The 18,596-nt window shown below is 71.5% G+C and carries 18 protein-coding genes; 9 read left to right on the top strand and 9 right to left on the bottom strand.

The window, feature by feature from the left end:
* Positions 1-31 precede the first annotated feature (31 nt).
* Entirely contained in the window at positions 32-904 is an 873-nt protein-coding gene (locus AB0G20_RS15425; RefSeq protein ID WP_361301617.1) for an alpha/beta hydrolase, read from the top strand.
* Positions 905-935: 31 nt separating this feature from the next.
* Here AB0G20_RS15425 and AB0G20_RS15420 read toward each other — a convergent pair whose 3' ends face one another.
* The gene (locus AB0G20_RS15420) at positions 936-1,829 is read right to left on the bottom strand and encodes an NYN domain-containing protein (RefSeq protein ID WP_361301614.1); all 894 of its coding nucleotides are present in this window, start codon (positions 1,827-1,829) and stop codon (positions 936-938) included.
* Positions 1,830-2,057: 228 nt separating this feature from the next.
* Between AB0G20_RS15420 and AB0G20_RS15415 the strand changes: the two genes are divergently transcribed.
* On the top strand, positions 2,058-2,210 hold the full coding sequence (locus tag AB0G20_RS15415) for a hypothetical protein (protein WP_003992775.1): 153 nt from the start codon (positions 2,058-2,060) through the stop codon (positions 2,208-2,210).
* Between the two features lie 132 nt (positions 2,211-2,342).
* Entirely contained in the window at positions 2,343-4,454 is a 2,112-nt protein-coding gene (locus AB0G20_RS15410; RefSeq protein WP_361301610.1) for a serine protease, read from the top strand.
* A 9-nt stretch (positions 4,455-4,463) separates the two neighbouring features.
* On the opposite strand, the gene AB0G20_RS15405 is transcribed toward AB0G20_RS15410, so the two are convergent.
* The 3 genes from AB0G20_RS15405 to AB0G20_RS15395 form a co-directional block, all read right to left on the bottom strand.
* Positions 4,464-5,069, bottom strand: a complete 606-nt coding sequence (locus AB0G20_RS15405) for a MarC family protein (RefSeq protein WP_361301607.1) — start codon at positions 5,067-5,069, stop codon at positions 4,464-4,466.
* A gap of 128 nt (positions 5,070-5,197) precedes the next feature.
* Positions 5,198-6,058, bottom strand: coding sequence for a PHP domain-containing protein (locus AB0G20_RS15400; RefSeq protein WP_361301604.1), 861 nt, complete (start codon positions 6,056-6,058; stop codon positions 5,198-5,200).
* A gap of 119 nt (positions 6,059-6,177) precedes the next feature.
* Positions 6,178-6,819, bottom strand: coding sequence for a DUF6758 family protein (locus AB0G20_RS15395; protein ID WP_361301601.1), 642 nt, complete (start codon positions 6,817-6,819; stop codon positions 6,178-6,180).
* A 161-nt stretch (positions 6,820-6,980) separates the two neighbouring features.
* On the opposite strand from AB0G20_RS15395, the gene AB0G20_RS15390 reads away from it, so the two are divergent.
* Entirely contained in the window at positions 6,981-8,204 is a 1,224-nt protein-coding gene (locus AB0G20_RS15390; RefSeq protein WP_361301598.1) for an MFS transporter, read from the top strand.
* Positions 8,205-8,234: 30 nt separating this feature from the next.
* Here AB0G20_RS15390 and AB0G20_RS15385 read toward each other — a convergent pair whose 3' ends face one another.
* Complete coding sequence (locus AB0G20_RS15385; RefSeq protein ID WP_361301595.1) at positions 8,235-8,819, bottom strand: suppressor of fused domain protein; 585 nt, start codon at positions 8,817-8,819, stop codon at positions 8,235-8,237.
* Positions 8,820-9,275: 456 nt separating this feature from the next.
* Between AB0G20_RS15385 and AB0G20_RS15380 the strand changes: the two genes are divergently transcribed.
* Positions 9,276-10,391, top strand: coding sequence for a magnesium and cobalt transport protein CorA (locus tag AB0G20_RS15380; protein WP_361301592.1), 1,116 nt, complete (start codon positions 9,276-9,278; stop codon positions 10,389-10,391).
* Positions 10,392-10,414: 23 nt separating this feature from the next.
* Positions 10,415-10,927 (top strand): hypothetical protein, encoded by a 513-nt coding sequence (locus AB0G20_RS15375; protein WP_361301589.1) that lies wholly within the window; start codon positions 10,415-10,417, stop codon positions 10,925-10,927.
* Between the two features lie 4 nt (positions 10,928-10,931).
* Here AB0G20_RS15375 and AB0G20_RS15370 read toward each other — a convergent pair whose 3' ends face one another.
* Complete coding sequence (locus AB0G20_RS15370) at positions 10,932-11,687, bottom strand: hypothetical protein (RefSeq protein ID WP_361301586.1); 756 nt, start codon at positions 11,685-11,687, stop codon at positions 10,932-10,934.
* Positions 11,688-11,912: 225 nt separating this feature from the next.
* Between AB0G20_RS15370 and AB0G20_RS15365 the strand changes: the two genes are divergently transcribed.
* From AB0G20_RS15365 to AB0G20_RS15355, 3 genes are read left to right on the top strand one after another with little or no spacing between them, the layout of a single operon-like run.
* The gene (locus AB0G20_RS15365) at positions 11,913-13,196 is read left to right on the top strand and encodes a CBS domain-containing protein (RefSeq protein WP_361301583.1); all 1,284 of its coding nucleotides are present in this window, start codon (positions 11,913-11,915) and stop codon (positions 13,194-13,196) included.
* Positions 13,186-13,785, top strand: coding sequence for a DUF1003 domain-containing protein (locus tag AB0G20_RS15360; RefSeq protein WP_361301580.1), 600 nt, complete (start codon positions 13,186-13,188; stop codon positions 13,783-13,785). Before AB0G20_RS15365 ends, AB0G20_RS15360 begins: the two co-directional genes overlap by 11 nt.
* A gap of 42 nt (positions 13,786-13,827) precedes the next feature.
* A complete protein-coding gene (locus AB0G20_RS15355; RefSeq protein WP_361301577.1) occupies positions 13,828-14,961 on the top strand; it encodes an Mrp/NBP35 family ATP-binding protein in 1,134 nt (377 codons plus the stop codon).
* 127 nt (positions 14,962-15,088) lie between these two features.
* On the opposite strand, the gene AB0G20_RS15350 is transcribed toward AB0G20_RS15355, so the two are convergent.
* From AB0G20_RS15350 to AB0G20_RS15340, 3 genes are all read right to left on the bottom strand, one after another.
* Positions 15,089-15,760, bottom strand: coding sequence for a hypothetical protein (locus AB0G20_RS15350; RefSeq protein WP_361301574.1), 672 nt, complete (start codon positions 15,758-15,760; stop codon positions 15,089-15,091).
* Between the two features lie 227 nt (positions 15,761-15,987).
* Positions 15,988-16,437 (bottom strand): sec-independent translocase, encoded by a 450-nt coding sequence (locus AB0G20_RS15345; RefSeq protein WP_344458633.1) that lies wholly within the window; start codon positions 16,435-16,437, stop codon positions 15,988-15,990.
* 217 nt (positions 16,438-16,654) lie between these two features.
* On the bottom strand, positions 16,655-18,589 hold the full coding sequence (locus tag AB0G20_RS15340) for a trypsin-like peptidase domain-containing protein (RefSeq protein ID WP_361301570.1): 1,935 nt from the start codon (positions 18,587-18,589) through the stop codon (positions 16,655-16,657).
* Between the last annotated feature and the right edge of the window lie 7 nt (positions 18,590-18,596).

The raw sequence follows: 18,596 nt of genomic DNA, 5'->3' as shown, positions 1-18,596 counted from the left end.
AGGGCCGGCCCCCACCCGCTACCCTCGCCCCGTGACCAGCCACCCCACCTTCCCCCCGCCCCCGGGCGCCCGCGCCTACCCCCTGCGCACCTCGCGCGGCGAGTTCGCCGTCGTCGACTCGTCGCCGAGGGCGGGTGCGGAGGACAGGGGGGTCGTCCTGATGCTGCCGGGGTTCACCGGCAGCAAGGAGGACTTCGGTCTGCTCCACGAACCCCTAGCACAGCGGGGCTACCGGCTCGTCGCCGTGGACGGGCGGGGGCAGCACGAGTCGGACGGGCCCCGGGACGACGAGTCCGCCTACGCCCAGCGGGAACTGGCGCGGGACGTGCTCGCGCAGGCCGCCGCGCTGGGCGGGCCCGTGCACCTCGCCGGGCACTCGCTCGGCGGGCAGATCGCCCGAGCGGCCGTCCTGCTCGACCACTCCCCGTTTCTCTCCTTCACCCTGATCTCGTCAGGGCCCGCGGAGATCTCCGTCTCCCAGCAGCAGCGCGTGAAGCTGCTGCGGGACTCGCTCGCCGTGCTGTCGATGGAGGCGGTGTGGGAGGCCATCCAGGCCATGGGACCGCCGGAGGAAGTCGGCGGGCCCGCCCGCGGCCCCGGTGACCCGGGCCAGTTGCGCCGCCGCTGGCTCGGCCACAGCCCTGCCCAACTGCTGGCCACGGGACGTCAGTTGTGCACCGAACCGGACCGCGTGGCCGAACTCGCCGCGATCCCGTTGCCGTTCCACGTCCTGTCGGGCGCCCACGACGACACCTGGCCGGTGGCGATCCTCGACGACATGGCCCTGCGGCTGGGCGCGCGCCGCACGGTCGTCCCGGGAGCCGAGCACTCGCCCAACGCCGACCAGCCGCTGCCGACGGCCCACGCCCTAGCCGACTTCTGGGACGGCATCGGGCGGGTCTAGCACCTCGCCCCCGAAACGACCGGACCCCGGTCTAGTACTGCGTCCGCAGGTGCTCCCAGAACCCGTCCCGCAGCGCCCGCCGCAGGTCCGCCTGGCCGCGCAGCGAGTACTGCAGGAGGCCCTCCGCCTCCACGAGCAGGTCCTGGTCCACCGAGCCGGGCAGGTACGGGTGCCCGGGCAGCAGCTCCACCAGTGCGTCCCGGCCGCGTGCCGCCAGCCACTTCGCGGCGATCTGCGCGCCCACGAACCGCACGTCCTCGCGGGTGGGCCGGTCCGCGGCCGTCTCGTAGCCGGGGGCCGTGCGGCGGGAGACGTACGGCTTGAAGAAGTCGAGGTCGAAGGTGCGCTGGCTGTCGACCTCCCACAGGAGGGGCTCCGCCTGGTTGCGGCCCTCCGGCGCCTCGATGCCCCAGAGGTGGACCCGGGCGCCGTACCCCTGGGCCGCCTCCACCGCAGAGACCAGGTCCTCGTCGCCGCCGAGCAGGGCCGCGTCGCTGATCGCGCGGTGCCGGGCGAGGGACTCCAGGTCGGAGCGGATGAGGGAGTCGACGCCCTTCTGCTGGTTGTTGGCGTTGAGGTTGCCCAGCCGCACCTTGACGTCCGGCAGTTCCGCGATGGTCTGCTGCTCGGCCGTGTGGATGCGGCGCCGGGCGCCGTCGTACCAGTAGACCCGCAGCAGTCGGCTGTCCGCGAAGATCGTGCGGGCCTTGTCGATCAGCGCGTCGATCAGGCCTTCGGCGTCCAGATCGAAGGCGCGGCGGTCCTCCGTGCCGGCGACGAGGCGTCCCGCGGCCGCGTACAGATACCCGGCATCGACGAAGATCGCGTGGGTCGAGGGCGTCTTCGCCACCTCGGCGAGCATGCGCTGGAGCAGCTCGTTGGTGCGGTCGATGCGGGCGTGGAGCGCCGCGAGGTCGTCGTTCATCACTGCCATTGTCCCGGCGGTCACGCTGCGAGAACAACCGGTCCCGGTCGGTCCCGTAACAGCACTCTTACGGCACAGTAATTAGCCGTGCGAAAAATTTCCTTAGCGTAGGGAATGTTTGACGCATGCATCCCTGTTGACCCATATGGAACACCGGGCACGAAGCCTGGTGGGCCGCACACCCAAGTAGTTCTCCTCAGGAGGATGACCAGACGAAGGGAGAAGCCCTTGCGCTTCGAAATCATGCGACTCGACGACGTCGACGGCACACCTGTGGACTCGACCGTTGTGGACGCCGCCTCCGTCAACCGCATCGTTCAGCAGGCAGCCGCCATAGGGCAGCGCCTGTGGATCCGCCCGGCCGAGACCACGGCCTCATAACGCGCGCAGCTCTCCCACACTTCGCAGCCCCCGCCCGGCATCGGCCGTGCGGGGGCTCCGCTGTTGCGGACCTCCGAGGTCGGGGGCGTACTGGCTGGGGGGCCGGCGCGAACCAGAACAGGACGGTGGATCATGGCGGTGACGGATCGGTCGCACAAGGAACTGCACCAGCAGGCCGCAGACGAGGCCGCACGGCGCTACGAGGACTCCGCCCCGGAGCGCGAGCGGGTCGAGGGCCGGCTGGCGGCCGGTGTGCGGTTCCCGGACTCCCCGGACGCACTCGCCGTCCGCGCCGACCGGATCCTCGACCGGGGCGGCCTGTCGCCCTCGGCGGTGGTGGCGGACATCCACCGCGAGGCCATGGACCTGCCCGACGCCAACGAGCGGATCATCAACCTGTCCAACGAGCTCCAGGCCTGGAGCTTCCTGCCGCGCGGGGTGCGGGCCGGGGCCACGGTCGCCCGGATCACCCTGCGGCGCCACGGCCGCGAGCTGCCGCACGGCACCGGCTTCCTGGTCTCGCCGCGGCTGATGATGACCAACCACCACGTCCTGCCCGACGCAAGCTTCGCCCGCCAGTGCTTCGCGGAGTTCAACGCCCAGGTCACGGCCGACAACCTGCCCGACACCGTCGTCCGGATGGAGCTCGACCCCGGGACCTTCTTCGCCGCGGACCGGCGGCTCGACTTCGCCCTCGTGGCGGTGGCGCCCACCCTGGACGGCCCAGCGCCGGGCGAGATCTTCGGCTGGAACCGGCTGAGCGTGCAGACCGGCAAACTGGTGCTCGGCGAGAAGGTGAACATCATCGGCCATCCGCTGGGACGGCTGAAGGAGATCGCCCTGCGCGACAACGCGGTGCTGGTCCGCCTCGACGACTTCGTCCACTACACGACCGACACGGAACCGGGGAACTCCGGCTCCCCCGTCTTCAACGACCAGTGGGAGGTCGTGGCGCTGCACCACAGCGGCGTGCCGAAGAAGGACGACCAGGGCCGCGTTCTGCGCAAGGACGGTCGGCCCTGGCAGCAGGGCGACGGCGACGACGCCATCGAGTGGGTCGCCAACGAGGGCGTCCGGATCAGCTCGATCCTCAAGCACCTGGCCGGGCTCAACCTCGACCCGGGGCAGCGTGCCCTGCTGGCCGAGATGGGCCCGGACACCGGCCTGGACCAGGCCGCGGCCACCGCGACGGTCTTCCCCACACCGGCCCCGGGGGCACAGCCCGAGAGGACGGCGGCGGTACCGGGCGTCACGACCCCGTCGGTCCCCGCGGTCCCGGTGACGGTCCCCATGACCGGGAGCGAGACCGCGGCCCGGAAACCGAAGGTCGGCCTCCGCGCCCGCGGTACCGCCTTCGGCGGTCGTCAGCACCTGGTCTTCCTGCACGGCCGGGACCAGCAGGAGCACGAACCCGACGATCTCCGCCGCACCTGGACGGCCGGCCTGAACCGCGGACTCACCCTCGCGGGCCTGCCCCCGCTCGACCCGGAGGACGCGTGGTTCCCGTTCTACGGCACGAGACTGCACGACCTCGTGAGCGGCAGGGAGAGCACGGCCGAGCCCATCGGCCTCGACCGGGTGAGCGCCGCCGCTGCCGCCGAGGTGTTCGCCGCGGAGTCGCCCACGGGCTCCTACGAGCAACTGCTCTACGAGGCGGCCGCCCGGGCCGGCATGCCGCAGAACGGGCCGGCGACCACGGAGGGCTTCGGTGCGGGCCTGGTGGGGGCGCTGCACCGGCCGCTGAGCTGGCTGGCCGCCAGGTCGGACCTGGACGAGTGGACCATCGCCACGTTCCTGCGGGACGTCGACCTGTACCTCGGCGACAGCGCCGTGCGGCAGTCGGTGCTGGACAGCGTCATGGAGACGATGCCGACCAGCGGCGAGCTGGTGCTGGTCACGCACAGCCTGGGCACGGTCGTGGGCATGGACCTCCTGGCCCGGCTCCCCGACGGCCTCGACCCCGTCCTGCTGGTCACCGCGGGCAGCCCGCTCGGCCTGGACGGCGTCAACGAACGGCTCCTCAGCCGCGGCCCGCACCAGCCGCCCAGGGTGCGTGACTGGGTGAACGTCTGGTGCCCCACCGACGCGGTGGCCATCGGCTGCCCCCTGGAGGACGAGCGGTGGGGGAAGCTCACCCAGCTGGCCGTCTCCAACGGCCGCGATCGCGCGCACAAGATCGACGAGTACCTCGGCCATCCGGGACCGGCCCGGGAGATCCGCAGCGTCCTGCCCCTCCCGGCCTGACGCGGGCCCTCAGCTCCCCTGGATCACCTGCGTGACGCCGTTGATGATCTGCTGCACGGCGATCGCGGAGAGCATCATGCCGGCGAGCCGGGTCACCAGGACCACACCGCCGTCCTTGATGATCCGGATGATCACCAGCGAGTAGCGCATCACCATCCACAGCACGACGTGGATGGCGAGGATCGCCGTCCACACGGACACCTGCGTCGCGACGCTGTGGGCCTTCTGCACGGCGAGGATGACCGACACGATCGCGCCGGGTCCGGCCAGCAGCGGCATGCCCAGCGGCACGAGGGCGACGTTCACGTCCTTGGTCTGCTTGGGCTCGTCGGTCTTGCCGGTGAGCAGATCCAGCGCGATCAGCAGAAGCAGCAGACCGCCCGCGATCATCAGCGCGGGCACGGAGACGTGCAGATAGTTCAGGATCTGGTGCCCGAGGAGTCCGAACACGGTGATCACGCCACCGGCGACACAGACGGCCTGGAAGGCCATCCGCTTCTGCACCTTGCCGGGCCGGCCGGCGGTGAGCGCGAGGAAGATCGGTGTGATCCCCGGGGGATCCATGATGACGAAGAGGGTCAGGAACAGGGAGCCGAAGACGGCGACGTCGAACATGAGTGAGCCTTGCGCAGGGGGCTGCCGCCGCGGGCAGGCGGTGCGCAGGGCGGAACGCCTGGGCGCAGCGGGCAGCGCCGGGTGAGAGAAGGAGAAAAGGAAGGAGACGGACGCAGAGGAGCGAGAACTCAGACGGCTCCGCCGGCCCCCGGTACGGGAAACGCCCCGAAGGCCCGCCGCGTGATCTCCCCGTAGACCTCGGGATCCGTCGTGTACTCCCCGAGCACGCACGTCTTCCGGCTGCCGTGGTAGTCCGAGGACCCGGTCACGAGAAGCCCGAGCTCCTTCGCCAGCCCCCGCAGCCTCGCCCGCGTGTCGGCGTCGTGGTCCATGTGGTCGACCTCGATGCCGTCCAGCCCGGCCGCGGCCATCTCGGCGATGGCGGCCTCCGGCACGGTGAGCCCCCGCTTGCTCGCCCCGGGATGCGCGAACACCGCGACCCCGCCGGCGCCCTTGATCAGCCGGAGCGCCTCGAAGGGGTCGGTCTCGTGCTTCTCCACGAAGACCCGGCCGCCGTCGGCCAACCAGTCCTGCGTGAAGGCGTCGTTCACGGTCGGCACGACACCCAGCTCGACGAGCGCGCTCGCCACGTGCGGGCGTCCGACGGAGCCGTCACCGGCGATCCGCGCCACCTGCTCCCACGTCACCGGCACGCCCAGCTCCTGGAGCTTGGCGATCATGCCCTGGGCACGCGGCACCCGGTCGTCCCGGACCAGCTCCCGCTCGGCGAGCAGCGCCGGCTCCTCGGCGTCGAAGAGGTAGGCCAGCATGTGCATGCTGATCCCGTCGATGCGGCAGGAGAGCTCGGCCCCGGTGACCAGCGTCACTCCCTCGGGCAGCGCGGCGATCGCCTCGGCATGCCCACGGGTGGTGTCGTGATCGGTGAGCGCGACGACGTCCAGCCCGGCCACGGCGGCCTTGCGTACCAGCTCGGCGGGCGAGTCCGTGCCGTCGGAAGCGGTGGAGTGGGTGTGCAGATCGATACGCACGACACGGACTCCAGACACGGGCGGGACGACAGGACTGCTCAAGGATAACCAGCTTTTCAACGCCCCATGTCACACCCGAACCCGGCAAGCGCCCCCTACACCGCGACCCCCTACGCCCCTCAGGCGCCCAGCAGGCGCGGCGACAGGGCGCCGCACGGCACCAACTCGACCTCGGCCCCCGCGTCCCGCAGATCGGTCAGCACCAGCTCGTCGTACATCAGCAACCCGGACTGCTCGGGCCACACGACCGCCCACAGCCACATCCCGAGCGCCTCGCCCGCGAACACGGCACGGTCGTCCGGCGCCCCGGCCACATGCCACAGCGGCGTGGGGCGCCCGGCGGCCAGCACCTTCGCCTGAGGCGGCTTCTCGACGTTCATGTGCGGCCCGGGGTCCGGACCGTCCATGCCCGCGTACCGCGCCCCGAGCCCGACCCCGAGCTCCTCGGCCACCAGGATCAGCTCGCCCATCCCGCCGAGCGGCCCGGGGCCCGTGCAGGCGACGGCGGTCGCACGGCCGCCCGTGCGGTCGTCCCCCGCGCAGGCCACCCCCGTGAACAGCCACCCCACCGGCAGCGGCCACGGCATCCACAGCGGCACCTGGGTGCGGTGCACCACGACGTTGAGGGCGTCGACGCTGGGCGGTATCACGGGCTGCACCGGATGAACGGTGCCGTGCACATCGCACTGCCACGAGTCGGAGAAGAGGCCGGGAGCCCTGACCCGGCCACCGCACTTCGGGCAACTGGGTTCGCCCCTCATAGGGCCCCACGGTCCTACCCCCGCCCCTCCGCGTCAAGGACGATCACCCATCCGGACGGAACCCTTCACCACCGACACTAGATGTAGCTTGCATTAATTAGCCTAGCTAACTTAGTGTGTGTATATACCAACTACCTCTGTCTCGGGAAAGGGAGCAAGCAATGGACCCCTTCGACGCCGGAGCGGGCGGCCTCCTGAAGCAGCCCAAGTCCGTGTGGGCGACCGCCGGGGCGTCGGTCGTCGCCTTCATGGGCATCGGGCTCGTCGACCCGATCCTGCCGTCCATCGCCCAGGGACTCGACGCCACGGCGAGCCAGGTCTCCCTGCTCTTCACGTCGTACTTCCTCATCACCGCCGTCGCGATGCTGGTGACCGGCTTCGTCTCCAGCCGGATCGGCGGCCGCAGGACACTCCTGCTCGGCCTCGCGTTCGTCGTGGTGTTCACCGGGCTCGCGGGCACCTCCGGTTCCGTCGGCGAACTGGTCGGCTTCCGGGCCGGCTGGGGCCTCGGCAACGCGCTGTTCGTCTCGACGGCCCTCGCGGTCATCGTCGGCGCGGCGGCCGGGGGCAGCGCGGCGGCGATCCTGCTGTACGAGTCGGCCCTCGGCCTCGGCATGGCCTGCGGCCCGCTGCTGGGCGCCCTGCTCGGGGACGCCAGCTGGCGCTACCCGTTCTTCGGCACGGCGTTCCTGATGGCCGTCGGCTTCCTGTGCATCACCGTGTTCCTGAAGGAGCAGCCCAAGCCGGCCCGCAAGATCTCGCTGCTGGACCCGATCAAGGCCCTCGGCCACGGTGGCCTCGCCTCCGCGGCGGTCTCGGCCTTCTTCTACAACTACACGTTCTTCACCGTGCTGGCCTTCACGCCGTTCGTGCTGAACATGAGCCCGTACCGGTCGGGTGCGGTGTTCTTCGCCTGGGGTGTGCTGCTCGCCGTCTTCTCGGTGATCGTGGCGCCCCGGCTCCAGAAGCGGTTCGGCTCGTTGAAGGTGCTCGGCGGCTCGCTGGTGCTGCTCGCAGCCGACGTGCTGGTGCTCGGCTACGGCTCCCACACGACCGCCGTCGTCTGCACGATCCTGTCCGGCGCCTTCATCGGCGTGAACAACACCGTCTACACCGAGCTGGCCCTCGGCGTCTCGGACGCGCCCCGGCCGGTGGCGAGCGCGGGCTACAACTTCGTGCGCTGGTTCGCGGCGGCGGCCGCTCCGTACTTCGCGCCGAAGATCGAGGAGTGGACCGACCTCCACATCCCGTTCGTGGTGGCGGCGGTCACCGCGGTCGCGGGCGCGGCCGTGGTCGTCGTACGACGCAAGGCCCTCACGCACGAAGCCGAGGAGCTGGAGCCGAAGCACGCGACCGAGGACGGCGTCACCGTCTTCGCCAACTGAGGCGGCGCGGCCAGGGGTTGGTGAGCTTCCTCACTCCAGTGGGACGGACTTCCGGGACGGATCCCGGAGGTCCGTCCCCTGGTTCAGCCACCGCTCCTGCAGCGCCTGCGCGCCGTGCACGCGCTTCCAGGCCGCCTCGTTCGGGGTCATCGGCAGCAGCGGCAGGAACCGTACGGGGTCGAGGGGCTCGTCGAGCTCCAGGTCCTCCACCAGGCCGCCCGGCTCGGCGACCAGGACCGAGGTGAACGGGGCGCCCGGCCACAGCGGCTCACCGACGTCGAGAGACGCCCCGGGAGCCACGACCAGGCCCTCCACCTGCGGAGACGCCGCGAGCACGGCGAGCGGCCGGAGCACCTTGTCGGTGTCGGCGAGCCCGGAACGGACCGAGAGGACCAGCTCGGCGCGCGGCCCCTTGACCGGGTCGGCGACCACCGCCGTGGGGTCCGTCATGGGGTGCGCGGACATGCCGAGCGAGGCGTAGCGGACGATGCCGGCCTCCTGGAAGCGGAGCACCTCGACGCGGTCCGTGCCCAGGAAGGTGACCGCCGCGCGCGCGTCCGGCTCGCCCAGCGCGCTGCGCAACCGGGCTTCGACCAGAGGAAGAACATTCGCCATGCGGCGAGCATAGAACTCGCCAGTAGCGGGCAAACCAGCACCTTGACAGTTGTGTCGGCTGCTACTCTTGCCCGGTGGTTCGGGGCAGCACGCAGAAGCGTCGCGATCAAGCACCCGACGCCGAAGGAACTCCCTTACGAGGGACCGGCCGGAGGAGGTGGGGCTGCAATGGATCGAAGTCGACCGTGCAGTAGCACCACGCTCTTCGCGCCGCCGATGTAGCTGCTTCGTTCTCCGGCTGCCACCTCTCGCACTCGCTTCACCGCGGAAGAGCGCTTCGTTTCGCTTTGCCTGATCTGCCTCAGTAGCTGAATCAGTAACGAAACCGGCCACCGCGACGGTGCGGTGCTCCCCGCTTTGTGGACGTGCCAAACATTCGTAGTCACAACGTCCCCATTCCGGGTAGTTCCACCCGTCGCCGGCGCCGTTCGTTGCACGCCCGCGAAGGAGCCCGCCATGTCGATGATCCGCGACCTGCGCGCAGTCGTCCGTCCGTCCCGTGTGTCGCTGCGCAAGGACGGCGGGACGTACGACGCCACCCGCAGCCCCGCGGCGGCCTCGGCCGTCGTCGACTGCGCCGTCTACCGGGACGGCCGCCGCATCGAGACCGAGACCGCCCTGACCCCGCAGGAGGCGGTGCGCCTGGTGCGCCGCGACGGGGGCTTCGTGTGGATCGGCCTGCACGAGCCGACGGAGGCCGAATTCTCCGGCATCGCCGGTGAGTTCGGGCTGCACCCGCTGGCCGTGGAGGACGCCGTCCAGGCCCACCAGCGGCCCAAGCTGGAGCGCTACGACGACTCCCTCTTCACGGTCTTCAAGACCATCCACTACGTCGAGCACGACCAGCTCGACGCCAACAGCGAGGTCGTCGAGTCCGGCGAGGTCATGTGCTTCACCGGACGGGACTTCTTCATCACCGTCCGGCACGGCGGCCAGGGCTCCCTGCGGGCCCTCAGGCACCGCCTCCAGGACGACCCCGAGCTGCTCGCCAAGGGGCCCTCGGCCGTGCTGCACGCCATCGCCGACCACGTCGTCGACGGGTACATCGCCGTCGCCGACGCGGTGCAGGACGACATCGACGAGGTCGAGACCGAGGTGTTCTCCCCGGGGCGCAAGGGCGCCCCGCGCGGTTCCGACGCCGGCCGGATCTACCAACTCAAGCGCGAGGTGCTGGAGTTCAAGCGGGCCGTGTCGCCGCTGCTGCGCCCCATGCAGCTGCTGAGCGAGCGGCCGATGCGGCTGATCGACCCGGACATCCAGAAGTACTTCCGGGACGTCGCCGACCACCTGGCCCGCGTCCAGGAGCAGGTCCTCGGCTTCGACGAGCTGCTGAACTCCATCCTCCAGGCCAACCTCGCGCAGGCGTCCGTCGCCCAGAACGAGGACATGCGGAAGATCACGTCGTGGGCCGCGATCATCGCCGTGCCGACGATGGTGTGCGGTGTGTACGGCATGAACTTCGACCACATGCCGGAGCTGCACTGGCGCTACGGCTACCCGGTGATCATGGGCATCACGGTGGTCATCTGTCTCGGCATCCACCGCACACTGAAGCGGAACGGGTGGCTGTGAGCAGCCTGGTTAGGCTGGGTCCCATGACAAGCGAGCTGCTCGACCAGGCCCTCGTCGAGGAGGCCACGAAGAAGTCCGGCCTCGTCTGGGTCCAGGGCCCCGACGGCCCGGCGCGTGCGCTGTGGCACGTGTGGCACGAGGGTGCCGCGTGCCTGGTCGGCGACGGGCCGGGCGAGCAGCCGCTGCCGGGGCTGGCCGACGGCACCGAGGCGAAGGTGACGGTCCGCAGCAAGGACAAGGGCGGCCGGCTGGTCACCTGGACGGCGCGGGTCACCCAGCTCGCGCCGGGCTCCGAGGCGTGGGACGCGGCGGTCGCCGAGCTCAAGGGCAAGCGGCTGAACGCGCCCGACGGCGAGGCCATGACCGGCCGCTGGGCCCGCGAGTGCCGGGTGCTGCGTCTGGAACCGACCGGGGCGACGGCGCCGCTGCCCGACGGCTCCCTGTCCGAGCCGCCCCTGCCGTCCCCGGCGCTCACCCGCCGGCCGGTCCCGGCGGGCCTGCCCCGCCTGCTGCTGAAGAAGCGCAAACGGACCTGACGGCCTACGACGTCGGCAGCTGCCGGCCGTAGTCCACCGTCTCGTTCTTCTCCGGCTTCCTGAGGGAGAAGTCCTCACCCCAAGCGGAGAAGGTGAGGGTGCCCGCCCCGCCGGCCCGCTCCAGGCGCAGCGGGTACGGCTTGCCCTCGAGGGAGACCTCCAGGGTGCCGCCGGAGCCCTTGTCACCGGTGACGCGGATGGTGCGGACGCCCGCCTCCTCGTCGTGGCCGTCCGTCGCGAGCGTCCCGTGCAGGGTCAGCAGACCGTCGAGGAGGAGACCCTTGTCCGTGAAACCGCTGAACTTCTTGTACGCGGGGTCGCCCTGCGGCACCTTCACGAACTTGCCGTCGAGCTTGGAGGCCGCCGCCGCGTCCGCCTCGCCGCCCCCGCCCTGGCCGCTGCCGTGAGTCCAGAACTCGGCGTCCGCCTTGACGTAGAGCTGCTCGCCGATGCGCAGCAGCTTGAAGGTCGCGCCCTTCGAGGTGACCGACCCGTCGCCGCCGTCGTCCTTCAGCCGCATGTCGAGCGCGTAGGTCCGCCCGCCGCTGACGACGTTGCCGTGCACACGGACCGCTCCGGCGGACTCGGCTGCCGAGCGGGTCTTGCCCTGGATCTTGGCGGCGGGGAGTCTGCCGACCCCGTTGGTGCCCTCGTTCGGATCCTCCGCGCAGCCGGTGAGCACCGTCCCCGTCACGAGCAGCACGCACATCGCGCTCGCGAGTGCGGCTCTGCGGCCACGGTTCTGGCGAATCGGAGTCACAGGTGGGGCTGCCTCTCTGACGGGAGACCTGAACGGCGTACCGCAGGGTACCGGGGTCGTGCGGGCAGATCGGAGCCAGTCCGTCCGGACCGCCCGCCGACGCGTCGCCGATCAGGACGGGCTAGCCTGAAGCCCACCCGAGCGGGCAATTCGGAAGACACAGACGCAAAGACAGCCACCCAGAACGGCATCACGAACCACCCCGCACGAAAAGGAGCCGCGGCCATGGCAGCGGGCGCCCCCCGGATCTTCGTCTCGCACCTCTCCGGTATCGCCGTCTTCGACCCCGCCGGCGACCAGGTGGGGCGGGTGCGCGATCTGGTCGTCATGCTGCGGGTGGGGCAGCGACCGCCGAGACTGCTCGGCCTCGTCGTCGAACTCGCCACCCGCCGCCGCATCTTCCTGCCCATGACCCGGGTCACGGCCATCCAGTCCGGCCAGGTCATCACCACCGGCGTGCTGAACGTCCGGCGCTTCGAGCAGCGGCCCACCGAGCGGCTGGTCTTCGGGGAGCTGCTGGACCGGCGCGTGACGCTCGTCGAGACGGGCGAGGAGGTCAGCGTCCTCGACCTGTCGGTGCATCAGCTGCCGGCCCGCCGGGAGTGGGAGATCGACCGGGTCTTCGTCCGCAAGGGCCGGAAGGGAAGTGCCTTCCGGCGCGCCAAGGGCGAGGCGCTGACCGTCGAGTGGACCGCCGTGACCGGCTTCTCCCTGGAGGAGCAGGGGCAGGGCGCGGAGAGCCTCCTCGCCACGTTCGAGCAGCTGCGCCCGGCCGACCTGGCCAACGTCCTGCACCACCTCTCCCCCAAGCGCCGGGCCGAGGTCGCCGCCGCCCTGGACGACGACCGCCTCGCCGACGTGCTGGAGGAGCTCCCGGAGGACGACCAGATCGAGATCCTCGGCAAGCTCAAGGAGGAGCGCGCCGCCGACGTCCTGGAGGCCATGGACCCGGACGACGCCGCCGACCTGCTGGGCGAGCTGCCCACGGACGATCAGGAGCGGCTGCTGCGGCTGATGCAGCCCGGCGACGCGGCCGACATGCGGCGCCTGATGTCGTACGAGGACCGAACGGCGGGCGGTCTGATGACCACCGAGCCGATCGTGCTGCGCCCGGACGCCACCGTCGCCGACGCCCTCGCCCGCGTCCGCAACGCAGACCTCTCCCCCGCCCTGGCGGCCCAGGTCTACGTCTGCCGCCCACCCGACGAGACCCCGACCGGCAAGTACCTGGGCACGGTCCACTTCCAGCGCCTGCTGCGGGAGCCACCGCCCTCCCTGGTCAGCTCGATCCTGGACAGCGACCTGCAGCCCCTCGACCCCGAGGCGGAGCTGCCGGCCATCGCGGGCTTCTTCGCCACGTACGACATGGTCGCGGCCCCCGTGGTCGACGAGGCCGGCTCGCTGCTGGGCGCGGTGACCGTGGACGACGTACTCGACCACATGCTCCCCGAGGACTGGCGGGAGACGGAGTTCCACTTGGACGAGGAGGTGGCGACCGATGGTTCCTGAGCGCGACACCCTGCGCGAGCGCACGCCGACGGGCGCCACGGCCGCCTCCCGGCCGCGCGCCGCCCGCCTCGACCAGCCCGGCGTGCCCAGGCACCGGATCCTGCCCGAGTACGACCCGGAGGCCTTCGGACGGTTCTCGGAACGCATCGCGCGCTTCCTCGGCACCGGACGGTTCCTGGTCTGGATGACGGCCGCCATCATCCTGTGGGTGGCGTGGAACAGCCTCGCGCCCCGGCCCCTGCGCTTCGACGAGTACCCGTTCATCTTCCTGACCCTGATGCTGTCCCTCCAGGCCTCCTACGCCGCCCCGCTGATCCTGCTCGCGCAGAACCGGCAGGACGACCGCGACCGGGTCAACCTGGAGCAGGACCGCAAGCAGAACGAGCGGTCGATCGCGGACACCGAGTACCTGACCCGCGAGATCGCCGCCCTGCGCATCGGTCTGGGCGAGGTCGCCACCCGCGACTGGATCCGCTCGGAGCTCCAGGACGTGATCAAGGAGATGGAGGAACGGCAGAACGGCCACCGTCACGACCCCGTCGTATTCCCGGCGGAACGGTCGAGGGGACGTGACGCAGACGACCGCTGAGACGCTTTCCTACGCACCGGTACGGCGCCGTACCATCGTCCTATGGCTACGGAAGACGCGGTGCGCGAGGCACTGGCGACGGTGAACGACCCCGAGATCCACAAGCCCATCACGGAACTCGGGATGGTCAAGTCCGTGGAGATCGGTGCGGACGGGGCGGTCGCGGTCACCGTGTACCTCACGGTCTCGGGCTGCCCGATGCGGGACACGATCACGCAGCGCGTGACCGACGCGGTCTCCGCGGTCGAGGGGGTCACCCGCGTCGACGTCACGCTCGACGTGATGAGCGACGAGCAGCGCAAGGAGCTGGCGTCCGCCCTGCGCGGCGGCCAGACCGAGCGCGAGGTGCCCTTCGCCAAGCCGGGCAGCCTGACCCGGGTCTACGCGGTCGCCTCCGGCAAGGGCGGCGTCGGCAAGTCCTCGGTGACGGTCAACCTGGCGGCGGCGATGGCGGCCGACGGCCTCAAGGTCGGTGTCGTCGACGCCGACATCTACGGCCACTCCGTGCCGCGCATGCTGGGCGCCGACGGCCGTCCCACCCAGGTCGAGAACATGATCATGCCGCCGTCCGCGAACGGCGTGAAGGTCATCTCGATCGGCATGTTCACCCCGGGCAACGCCCCGGTCGTCTGGCGCGGCCCGATGCTGCACCGCGCCCTCCAGCAGTTCCTCGCGGACGTGTACTGGGGCGACCTGGACGTGCTGCTGCTGGACCTGCCGCCCGGCACCGGCGACATCGCGATCTCCGTCGCCCAGCTGGTCCCGAACGCCGAGATCCTGGTCGTGACGACCCCGCAGCAGGCGGCGGCCGAGGTCGCCGAGCGCGCGGGCTCCATCGCCGTCCAGACGCACCAGAAGATCGTCGGCGTGGTCGAGAACATGTCCGGCCTGCCCTGCCCGCACTGTGACGAGATGGTCGACGTCTTCGGCACCGGCGGCGGTCAGACGGTCGCCGACGGCCTGACCCGCACGACCGGCACGAACGTCCCGGTCCTCGGCAGCATCCCCATCGACGTCCGCCTCCGCGAGGGCGGCGACGACGGCAAGCCGGTCGTCCTGACGGACCCGGACTCCCCGGCGGGCTCGGCCCTCCGGGCGATCGCGGGCAAGCTGGGCGGCCGCCAGCGCGGCCTGTCGGGTCTGTCGCTGGGGATCACCCCGAGGAACAAGTTCTGATCAGAACGCCCTAGGGGGGCAGCGCCCCCCAGGGGCGCGGGGAACTGCGCGACCAGCCACCGGCGGCCCGCAGCCGCCCGCGCACGAGAACCGTGGGGGCGCCGAAAACAACCCGGCGCCCCTCGCGTCACGCGTAAGCGGCGATGTCCTTCACCACGGCGAAGCCGAGCCCGTACGCACTCATGCCCCTGCCGTACGCCCCGACGTGCACCCCTGCCGAGGTGGAACCGGCCAGCACCCAGCCGAACTCGGACTCCCGGTAGTGGAACGTCGTCGGCACCCCGTCCACGGGAAGCGACAGCGTCGACCAGTCGGCCCCGTCCAGGTCGTCCGCCAGCACCCACGCCGTCTCGGTCTGCTGCTCCAGCCAGTCGTCCCGCAGCGTGTGGTCCATCGACCCGGGCCAGGTGAAGGACAGCAGTCCCACACCCGCGAGCCACGCCGCGGAGGAGACCGACGTGGCCTCCAGCAGCCCCGTGCCGTCCGCCGTGCGCCGTGAGGGGTTCGCCGCCACGGTCACGACGACCGCGAACTTCTCCTTGGCCTCCTGATCGCCCCCGGCGGCATGCTCGTTGCGCACCGTGGGTTCGTCCCCGTGCCCGATGGACCCGTGTTCCACGGCCCCGTCGGCCGTCGTACCGACCTGCATCAGCCAGCGCGGCCCCGTGAAGGCCTCGTCGAGGCCGTACCACGGGAAGGGCGCACGCAGGTAGCCGTCGACCGTACGCCGGGCGGAGGGGCGCTGTTGTCCACCCTCCGCGGCCGGCGTCTGCGCGACTGCCCGACTCGTCGTCTCCATGTGCCCGGACGCCTCCTCGCTCTAGTCGGACCGGAACGGCCCGCCCCCCTTCGGGCGTACTCGTCACGGTCCGCACAACAACTCGGCAGCATAGCCACACCGCTGCGAGCAGCAGGGAAACCGCCCGGCGCGTGGGCCGCACGGGCGCCCGGTTCAGGCCTTACACAGCCCGACCGGAGTATGAAACGCGTCACGCGCCCGGGGGCGTGCGCCCCTGGGCGTGTCGCTCAGGTGGCGTCCGCGTCGAACGGCGGCCGGTCGTCCGGGTCGGGCGTCTCCGGCTTCTTCGTCATGTCGATACGGCCACCGGACGACCCGGCGGCGCCGGCGGACGACGCGGAGGACGTGTCGGAGTCACGGCTGTGGACGGCGTCGGTGACCTCGGCCATCTCCTTCTTCAGGTCGAAGCCGTTGCGGATCTCCTTGAGCCCCAGGTCCTCGTTGTCCAGCTGCTTGCGGATGAACGTCTTGGGGTTGAGGTCCTCGAACTCGAAGTCCTTGAACTCCGGGCCGAGTTCCTCCCGGATGTCGTTCTTGGCGCTCTCCGAGAACTCACGGATCTTCCGGATCGTGCGTGTCACGTCCTGGATGACCTTGGGGAGCTTGTCCGGACCGAAGACGAGCACGGCAAGGACGATGAGCGTCACCAGCTCGAGTGGTCCTATGTCATTGAACACCTGAAGCTCCTAGCGATGTCCTCGGTCCTCGGCCCTCGTGGTCGGTGCGGGTCTTGCCGTGGTCCGGGCCGGATCCACGGTACCCGGCGATCCTGTCCGACCGGTACTGTCCCGGGACCTCCGAGTGCGGGAGGTGGGAGCGCTTTCCCGATTGTTTGCCTCGTTGGTCCCTTGTGCGGGCCGATGAGACGTCTCCGCGGGTCACGGACCGCATGCCTCAGCCACCGGCCGAGCCGAGGACGAGCGAGACCTTCCGCTCCTTGCCGCCGCGCTCGACGGTCAGTTCCAGCCGGTCGCCGGGACGGTGCGCCCGGGTCTTGACGATCAGTTCCTCGCCGGAGTGCACCCGTTGGCCGTCGACCTCGGTGATGACGTCGCCCGCCTTGATCCCGGCCTCGGCGCCCGGGCCGCCCGCGGTGACCGGCGCTCCGCCCTCGCTGCCCTCGGCGGCGACGCGGGCGCCGTCGCCCGTGTAGTCCATGTCCAGGGTGATGCCGATGACCGGATGGGTCGCCTTCCCGGTGTTGATCAGCTCTTCGGCCACACGTTTGCCCTGGTTGATGGGTATGGCGAAGCCGAGGCCTATCGAACCGGACCGGCCGCTGTCCTGCGTGGAGCCGCTGTCCGCCGAGCGGATGGCCGAGTTGATGCCGATGACCCGGGCCCGGGCGTCCAGCAGCGGCCCGCCGGAGTTGCCGGGGTTGATGGGCGCGTCGGTCTGCAGCGCGTCGACGTACGACACGTCGCTGCCGTCGCCCTTCTCGCCGCCGGCCGTGATGGGCCGCTGCTTGGCGCTGATGATGCCGGAGGTGACCGTCCCGGCCAGGTCGAAGGGGGCGCCGATGGCCACGACCGGGTCGCCGACCTGCACGTTGTCCGAGTTGCCGAGGGGCAGCGGGGTGAGTCCGCTGACGCCCTTCACTTTGACGACGGCGAGGTCGTAGCCGCTGTCCCGGCCGACGACCTCGGCCTGGGCGGTCTGCCCGCCGTTGAAGGTCACGGTGATCTCGCCACCCGATCCGGCGGGCTGCACGACGTGGTTGTTGGTGAGGATGTGGCCGCGGGTGTCGAGCACGAAGCCGGTGCCCGTGCCCTGCTCGCCCCCGCCGCTGACATGCAGGGTGACCACGCTGGGCAGGGCCCGCCCGGCGATCCCGGCCACACTGTCCGCGTCCCGCGCGGAGGCCTCCCTCCCGGCCTGCGGCAGCTCGAGGGTCCCGACGCCCCCGTTGCGCTCCAGATACGTCCCCACGGCGCCGCCGAAGCCCCCGGACACGAGCGCGAGCAGCACGGCACCGAGCACCAGGGACTTCTTGCCCCGCTTGCGCCGCTGCTCCGTGCTGAGCACGGCGGCGCCGTTCTGCTGGAGAGGGCCGTGCCCGCCGGCGGACGCGGGAGCCGCCCAGGGGTCGTAGCGCTGCCAGGGGTCGGGGGCAGGGGTGAGGGCAGGTGCTGCAGGTTCGGCGTAGACCGGCGCGGCCGGCAGGGGCGCGGGGGTGCCGGGGGCCGGCATCTCGGCCGGAGCATGAGCGGCAGGCGCGGGGCCGCCGGGAGCCTGCGCAGGCGGTGCGCCGTGCGGCGACGGGACGGCCGGGGTGCCCGGCATGGTCGGCGGGCCCGGTATCGCCACACCCTGCGCGGGGGTCGTCGCCGGGTGCTGGACGGGCGGCGCGGGCGCCCAGGGGCCGGGTTCGCCGTAGGGCGGGGTGCTGTAGGGGTCGGGGTCGTGCAGCGGCCTGGGAGCGCCCTCGGCCGGCACGGCGGGTGCGGCGGAGGCGACGGGGACGTCCTGGCCTTCCTGCCGGGCGGCGGGGACCGTGGCAGCGGCCTCCTCGGCGCCCTGGGTCATGGCCTGAGCCGGGGCGCCGTCGCCGGGCTCCACTGCCCCGGGCGCCCCTGCGCCCTGGACCGGAGCCGCCTCGGGACGCCTCAACTCGTAGTCGCCGTCTTCATCGTGCCGGACCGCAGGACGTGCCAGCTCGAAGTCCCCGTCGGTGCCGGTCAGGTCGGCAGGGGCCGTCACCGGCCCGTGCGCCCCGTTCGCGCCCGGGTCCTGCGCCACGGCCCGGTCCGCACCCTCCGGCTCCCCCGCAAGGTCCTGCGGCCGTGGACGGCTCCACCACTTCGCCTTCGTGGGCTTCCCCTCGTTCATGCTCTCC

The organism is Streptomyces sp. NPDC024017 (assembly GCF_040638895.1).
Classification (GTDB): Bacteria; Actinomycetota; Actinomycetes; order Streptomycetales; family Streptomycetaceae; genus Streptomyces.
This window is presented reverse-complemented; position numbering and strand designations above follow the sequence as displayed.

Bases quoted from the DNA above. Each gene is read 5' to 3' on its own strand.
- AB0G20_RS15420 (WP_361301614.1), bottom strand. From the start codon at position 1,829: ATGAACGACGACCTCGCGGCGCTCCACGCCCGCATCGACCGCACCAAC.
- AB0G20_RS15410 (WP_361301610.1), top strand. From the start codon at position 2,343: ATGGCGGTGACGGATCGGTCGCACAAGGAACTGCACCAGCAGGCCGCA.
- AB0G20_RS15405 (WP_361301607.1), bottom strand. From the start codon at position 5,069: ATGTTCGACGTCGCCGTCTTCGGCTCCCTGTTCCTGACCCTCTTCGTC.
- AB0G20_RS15395 (WP_361301601.1), bottom strand. From the start codon at position 6,819: ATGAGGGGCGAACCCAGTTGCCCGAAGTGCGGTGGCCGGGTCAGGGCT.
- AB0G20_RS15390 (WP_361301598.1), top strand. From the start codon at position 6,981: ATGGACCCCTTCGACGCCGGAGCGGGCGGCCTCCTGAAGCAGCCCAAG.
- AB0G20_RS15385 (WP_361301595.1), bottom strand. From the start codon at position 8,819: ATGGCGAATGTTCTTCCTCTGGTCGAAGCCCGGTTGCGCAGCGCGCTG.
- AB0G20_RS15380 (WP_361301592.1), top strand. From the start codon at position 9,276: ATGTCGATGATCCGCGACCTGCGCGCAGTCGTCCGTCCGTCCCGTGTG.
- AB0G20_RS15375 (WP_361301589.1), top strand. From the start codon at position 10,415: ATGACAAGCGAGCTGCTCGACCAGGCCCTCGTCGAGGAGGCCACGAAG.
- AB0G20_RS15365 (WP_361301583.1), top strand. From the start codon at position 11,913: ATGGCAGCGGGCGCCCCCCGGATCTTCGTCTCGCACCTCTCCGGTATC.
- AB0G20_RS15360 (WP_361301580.1), top strand. From the start codon at position 13,186: ATGGTTCCTGAGCGCGACACCCTGCGCGAGCGCACGCCGACGGGCGCC.
- AB0G20_RS15355 (WP_361301577.1), top strand. From the start codon at position 13,828: ATGGCTACGGAAGACGCGGTGCGCGAGGCACTGGCGACGGTGAACGAC.
- AB0G20_RS15350 (WP_361301574.1), bottom strand. From the start codon at position 15,760: ATGGAGACGACGAGTCGGGCAGTCGCGCAGACGCCGGCCGCGGAGGGT.
- AB0G20_RS15340 (WP_361301570.1), bottom strand. From the start codon at position 18,589: ATGAACGAGGGGAAGCCCACGAAGGCGAAGTGGTGGAGCCGTCCACGG.